At 61.0% G+C, this 3,379-nt stretch carries 3 protein-coding genes and 1 pseudogene; 3 read left to right on the top strand and 1 reads right to left on the bottom strand.

Annotated elements, in window-relative coordinates; all coding sequences use genetic code 11:
• Together groEL and A2J01_RS28145 are read left to right on the top strand one after the other, a co-directional pair.
• Window positions 1-182 (top strand): annotated as a pseudogene (gene groEL / locus A2J01_RS28150) (chaperonin GroEL); the annotation flags it as partial.
• A 282-nt stretch (window positions 183-464) separates the two neighbouring features.
• Window positions 465-1,910: a wax ester/triacylglycerol synthase domain-containing protein gene (locus A2J01_RS28145; RefSeq protein ID WP_064114046.1), complete on the top strand. Its 1,446-nt coding sequence runs from the start codon at window positions 465-467 to the stop codon at window positions 1,908-1,910.
• A gap of 290 nt (window positions 1,911-2,200) precedes the next feature.
• Here the strand turns inward: A2J01_RS28145 and A2J01_RS28140 are convergent, their stop codons facing one another.
• Window positions 2,201-2,404: a PspC domain-containing protein gene (locus tag A2J01_RS28140; RefSeq protein WP_003941534.1), complete on the bottom strand. Its 204-nt coding sequence runs from the start codon at window positions 2,402-2,404 to the stop codon at window positions 2,201-2,203.
• Between the two features lie 145 nt (window positions 2,405-2,549).
• Here A2J01_RS28140 and ppk2 point away from each other — a divergent pair.
• The coding region (ppk2, locus tag A2J01_RS28135) for a polyphosphate kinase 2 (protein ID WP_064114045.1) at window positions 2,550-3,379 on the top strand (830 nt) is incomplete at its 3' end.

The following is a 3,379-nucleotide window of genomic DNA, read 5'->3' as shown; positions in this document are numbered from 1 at the left end:
ACGGCGACCTGCTCGCTGCAGGCATCAACGACCCGGTCAAGGTCACCCGCTCGGCACTGCAGAACGCAGCGTCCATCGCGGCTCTGTTCCTGACGACCGAAGCCGTTGTCGCTGACAAGCCCGAGAAGGCCGGGGCGCCTGCAGGCGATCCGACCGGCGGCATGGGCGGCATGGACTTCTGAGTCCATCTCCACCTAGCTCCTGGAGCCCGGCCCACCATTCGGTGGGCCGGGCTTTTGCTCGTGCGGAGGAGGCAAGTTTCGATGACTTGGCAGCGGCAGCTGCGATGCAGATTGCGGATTCACCTAACCAAGAGGTTGCCTCCTGATCGATCGGAATCACAGGCACCTTTTCCGATTGCTGGATCCGGTGATACCCAACGATTCCGAGCAGAACCCAGAGGATCGGCATGTCAGCTCGCTACAATTCGGACATTCGTTCAGCGTCGGAATTGAGGGGCATGCATGATCTTTCGGAACTCGTTGCCAGCCGCGGTATCTCAGATGGGGCCGCGAGACGCGGAGTTCGTCTACAACGAGTCCGGCGGACATCTGAGCCACATGGTGTGCGCCTACTTCTTCGACACGACGGGCCATCCGCTCGCAGAGATGACGCACGACGACGCGGTTCGGTGGATCACCGAAAGATTCGGATACTGGCCGCTGTTCACGAGTCGACTCCAGCGAGTTCCGCTGGATCTGGACTATCCCTATTGGGTCCCGGCCGATTTCGACGTCGATGATCACGTGCACGTCCATCGTGCCCCGGTTGCCGGGTGGGCGCCGGTTCGTGAATTGCTCGGGCGCTCGCTCGGTGAGCCGATGGACTTGTCCCGGCCGCCCTGGGAGTTGCACGTCATGACCGGAGTGCACGGGATCGACGAGCTACCGGGCAATCTGACGCTGATCATGCTCAAGACCCACCACGGGGCCGGTGACGGTCTGGCGATCCGCGATCTGACCAACCTTCTTTTCTCCGGTCCGCCGAAGCCGGAGACGAAGCGTGCCGGTTCGGGGCTTTCGTCGCTGGATTTGATCGGGCGCACGGTCGTGGGTTTGCCCGGCCAGGCGATCCGTTTCGGCCGGGGTCTGTCCGTGACAAAGGTTGCGGCCGAGACGGTTCGGGAGGCGGAAGAGGCCGGAGAGCTGCCTACGTACTCGGCCGACCGCCTACCGACCCGATTCAACGGCGTGCTGGGCGGAGACATGACGATCGATTTCCTGACGCTGGACGGCGCAGACATCAAAGCGATCCGAGCGGCCGTTCCGGACGTGACGGTCAACGACATCTTCCTGACCGTGTTCGCCGGTGCTCTCGACGCATACCTGTCGGAAAAGGGCGAGAAGTCGGCCAGTGGGTTGGCGGCGATGGTTCCCCGATCGATGCGGCAGATAGCCGAATGGGAATCGGCCAACCAACTGGCGCTGTTGACGGTCGATCTGCACACGGACGTCGAAGATCCGGTCGAGCGGCTGACACTGATCAGGGATTCGGCGCTGATGGCAAAGGGGCGGAGTTCGCACCCAGCCGTCCGTCGTTACGGCACACGCATCGAAACCTCGCCTGCGGCTCTGCTCAGACTCACCGGTCTCTCGCGTCGGCTCAACAAGCTGGACCCTTCGCACAAGGTCATTCAGAACACGACGATCAGCAATGTCCCGGTATCGGTCGACGGCAATGTCTTCGAAGGTGCGCCGGCGGTGGCAGTTCTCGGCGGGCAGGCGCCGGTCGACGGAGACATTCTGCGCCACTTCCTCATTGCTGCGCGTGGAGGTTCTCTGACGCTCAATGTCATCGTCTCGCGAGAGACGATGCCGGATATCGAGCACTACATCGAATTATTGCGGGTGGGGTTCACGACGCTTCTGCAGGCAGTTTCCGACCAAAATCGTGAGTTGGTCGAACGATAATCTCTCGACAACCCCGGCTTTACGCCGCCTGTCATTCCCTGAGTTTTCGGATTGGCATCATTTCTTCGTCCCAAGTGAACCACTGAACGTCTAATGGAGAACGTCATGCTTGAAGGGGCCGTCGCGGACGCTGCCGGCTCGGTCGATGCGATCATCGGTCAGGATTGGGCCGCGTCAGTGGCCTGGCCGTCAAGTAGATTGTCGATTTCGGGGCCTGCTCGTGTTGGCGCGTAGGCCCCGAAATACCTTTTGTCGGCGCGTAATTCTCGCCATGTGAATTGCCGGAATTCTCACCCTAATGGCATGAGCATCCAGGCGGCGAGATATACCAATGCCGCGGTTCCACCCGTGCAAATAGCGGCGATAACGGCGAGTAGACGGACAAGATTGACGTCGGCGCCGAAGTAATCTGCAATTCCGCCGCACACTCCGGCGAACATTTTCTTGTCGTTGGAACGGGTGAAGGGGCGAGGTGTGTTGCTTTCGAATGTCATGCTTCAATTCTGAAGCGAGATCGCATCAGGAACCATCGGGGACGACCCCCATCTGCACCCTGATCTTTTGAGCCCGTCGTGTCATACCCCGGTAGTTCATCCCAGCTTCACCGAACGGTTGCTGCGGGAGACTAACTTGTCGGCGGTGACCGATTTAGCAGAACGCCGACCGTTCCTCAGCGCCTTCGCGGATCTCTCGACCGCCGTCGATCTGGCCGACACCGCCGCCTTCACCGTCGACGACAATGACGACGACGATCCGGTGCTGCTGACGTCGCCGGACGGTTTCGAGGTCGACACCTGGCGGGAGGGCTACCCGTACGACGCACGGATGCCTCGGGACGAGTACGAAATGTCCAAGCGTCTGCTGCAGATCGAACTCCTCAAGCTGCAGAACTGGTCGAAAGAAACCGGCGCACGGCACGCCATCGTGTTCGAAGGACGCGACGCTGCCGGCAAGGGCGGAACGATCAAACGATTCATGGAGCACCTCAATCCTCGTGGCGCTCGCGTCGTCGCGCTGGAGAAGCCGTCGGCTCGCGAGTCGACGCAGTGGTACTTCCAGCGCTACGTGCAGCACCTTCCCGCCGCCGGGGAACTGGTGATGTTCGATCGATCTTGGTACAACCGGGCCGGGGTCGAGCGGGTCATGGGTTTCTGCACCGACGAGGAGCATGAGCGATTTCTGCGCCAGGTGCCGTTGTTCGAGCAGATGCTCGTCGACGACGGCATCAGCTTGATCAAGTTCTGGTTCTCGGTTTCACCGCTGGAGCAGCGCACGCGGTTCGCGATCAGACAGGTCGATCCCGTGCGGCAGTGGAAGCTTTCGCCGATGGACATCGCTTCTCTGGACAAGTGGGATGCGTACACGGCGGCGAAGGAAGAGATGATCCGGTTCACCGATACCGCCACCGCTCCGTGGACCGTCATCAAGAGCAACGACAAGAAACGCGCGCGGATAAACGCGATGCGTCA

It is taken from the genome of Rhodococcus sp. EPR-134 (assembly GCF_001647205.1).
Classification (GTDB): Bacteria; Actinomycetota; Actinomycetes; order Mycobacteriales; family Mycobacteriaceae; genus Rhodococcus_F; species Rhodococcus_F qingshengii.
This window is presented reverse-complemented; position numbering and strand designations above follow the sequence as displayed.

Coding starts and splice junctions, on each gene's coding strand:
- A2J01_RS28140 (WP_003941534.1), bottom strand. CDS start 2,404: ATGACATTCGAAAGCAACACACCTCGCCCCTTCACCCGTTCCAACGAC.
- A2J01_RS28145 (WP_064114046.1), top strand. CDS start 465: ATGATCTTTCGGAACTCGTTGCCAGCCGCGGTATCTCAGATGGGGCCG.